This is a genomic window from Streptomyces sp. H39-C1 (assembly GCF_027158125.1).
GTDB lineage: Bacteria > Actinomycetota > Actinomycetes > Streptomycetales > Streptomycetaceae > Actinacidiphila > Actinacidiphila fildesensis.
In genome coordinates, this window is record NZ_JAPVLS010000229.1 from 1 (window position 1) to 1,956 (window position 1,956).

At 66.0% G+C, this 1,956-nt stretch carries 2 protein-coding genes and 1 pseudogene; 1 reads left to right on the forward strand and 2 read right to left on the reverse strand.

Annotated elements, in window-relative coordinates; genetic code table 11:
• On the forward strand, window positions 1-382 hold a 382-nt coding region (locus O3W51_RS47820), incomplete at its 5' end, for a winged helix-turn-helix transcriptional regulator (protein WP_269290354.1).
• A gap of 106 nt (window positions 383-488) precedes the next feature.
• On the opposite strand, the gene O3W51_RS47825 is transcribed toward O3W51_RS47820, so the two are convergent.
• Window positions 489-1,331 (reverse strand): IS5 family transposase, encoded by an 843-nt coding sequence (locus O3W51_RS47825; RefSeq protein ID WP_269290356.1) that lies wholly within the window; start codon window positions 1,329-1,331, stop codon window positions 489-491.
• Window positions 1,332-1,554: 223 nt separating this feature from the next.
• Window positions 1,555-1,719: pseudogene (locus tag O3W51_RS47830) on the reverse strand (chaplin); the annotation flags it as partial.
• Window positions 1,720-1,956: the final 237 nt, after the last annotated feature.

The following is a 1,956-nucleotide window of genomic DNA, read 5'->3' on the forward strand; positions in this document are numbered from 1 at the left end:
GGTCTGCCCCAGCCGCAAGCTGCTCGACCGGCTCTCCGACAAGTGGGTCACGCTGATCCTGGCCGCGCTCGGCAGCGGCGGCGGCTCGCATCAGCCAGGCGCCGACTGCTCCGGCGAGCCCCGGTCGATGCGCTACTCGCAGCTGCTGCGCCTGCTGGTCGGCGTCAGCCAGAAGATGCTCACCCAGACGCTGCGCTCCCTGGAGCGCGACGGTTTGATCACCCGCACCGCGACGCCGACCGTGCCGGTCACGGTCGCCTACGAGCTGACGGATCTCGGCCTGTCGCTGCACGAAATGATGCGCGGCCTCAAGACCTGGGCCGAAGAGCACATGGACGATGTGCTCGCCAACCGCGAGACCCACGACACCCGTGTCGCCTGAACCACAGGGGCAAGACGTCGCCCGTCGTCATTTTAGGATTGCCTGATCCGGGTTGCCGGTCGCCAGGAGCAGTCTCCGCGTAGGAGGCCGCGCAGACAGGCGGGGTTCATGGGCGGCGCCACGGGCGGTCGTCCCAGCGATGGGTAGTCCAGGCCCGGCGGATCAGGCTGCGGATGGTGATGATCGCGTCTGCGAGGTCGAAGAAGGCGTCGATCACGATGGTCCGACGTTCGTAGCAGCGGGCGAGCCGGTGGAAGGCGTTCTGCCAGGCGCGCGTGCGCTCGACATGCCAGCGCTGACTTGCCTGGATGGGTGCTTTTACACCCTTGCAGGCGATCTGGCCGTGCAGGCCGCGTTCGGCGAGGGAGGTGCGCGTCGTAGCTGAGTCGTAGCCGGCGTCCAGATGCACCGTGATGTCATCGGGCAGCGGGCCCAGGTCGTCCAAGAGGTCGAGCGTCGGGGCGAGCAGCGGGGAGTCGTGGCAGTTCGCTCCGGCCAGGACGCGACCCAGCGGAATTCCGTAACCATCCGTCATACCGGATCGTTTCAGGCCCTGTTTGCCTCGATCGACCGGGGAGCGCCCGGCTGCCTGGCCGCCGCCGGGTGCCTTAGTGATCGATCCGTCGATAGCGATCTGGTCCAGCACGAGGCCCACGATCCGGTCGTATGCCTCCAGGACGATGTGCTTGAGGCGGGCGAAGACACCGAGTCGGATCCACTCGTTGCGGCGGTTGCGGATTGTGGTGGCCGAGCAGGTCGTGTCGGCTATGCCTTCGTAGGAGCAACCGAACCGCAGGAGTTGGAGCAGCTTGTCGAACACGATCCGGTCGCTGATCCGAGGGCCGTGGCAGCCCAGCGGGTGGTCCGGATCGTAAAGCGGCCGCTTCGGCAGGAGCGCAGAGAATTGGTCCCAGAGTGGGTCTGTCAGCCATGATGGCAGTGCAGGCACAGGTCTCCCCGATGGTCACAGAGCGTCGCAACTCCATGATCGCGAAGTCCTGTGCCTGTTCTGCCATCGGGGCGCTCTACTCCGCCTATCTGCGCGAGCTCTTAGACACTCCCGAGCCCCGGGCCGCCGGGGGACGCGTCACGGGATCAGGGGCGTTTGCCCCTGTTTCCGTGCGGGCTGGAGTCCGGTTCCGGCGGCCCGGGTGATGGTGGTGGGACGGTGGTCAGCGGTTGTAGCTGTCGTGGCCGGCCCAGTCGCCCTTGTTGTCGCTGTGGTCGTCGTCATCGCTGCTGATGTTCTGGCAGACGTTGCCGAACGCCGGGTTCAGGAGACCGACCACGTTGACGGTGTTGCCGCATACGTTGATCGGCACGTGGATGGGGACCTGAGTGCCTGTTTGCAATCTTTAGCCGTGCGTTTGCCCAGCTCAAGATTCGAACAGGGTGGGCGTGGTGGCTGTGCCCGCTTCTTCGCGGCCGTTTCGCGCTGACTTCGGGAGTCATCTTGCTGGCTGCCGGGCGATCCACAGCGCCGAGTTTTGATGTCTCTCGCTCGTTCCAGATGGGCATCGAGCCCAGATTGCGGAGGTGCCAGGAGTGCGGTTGAACAGCGTGACCTGGGTGGT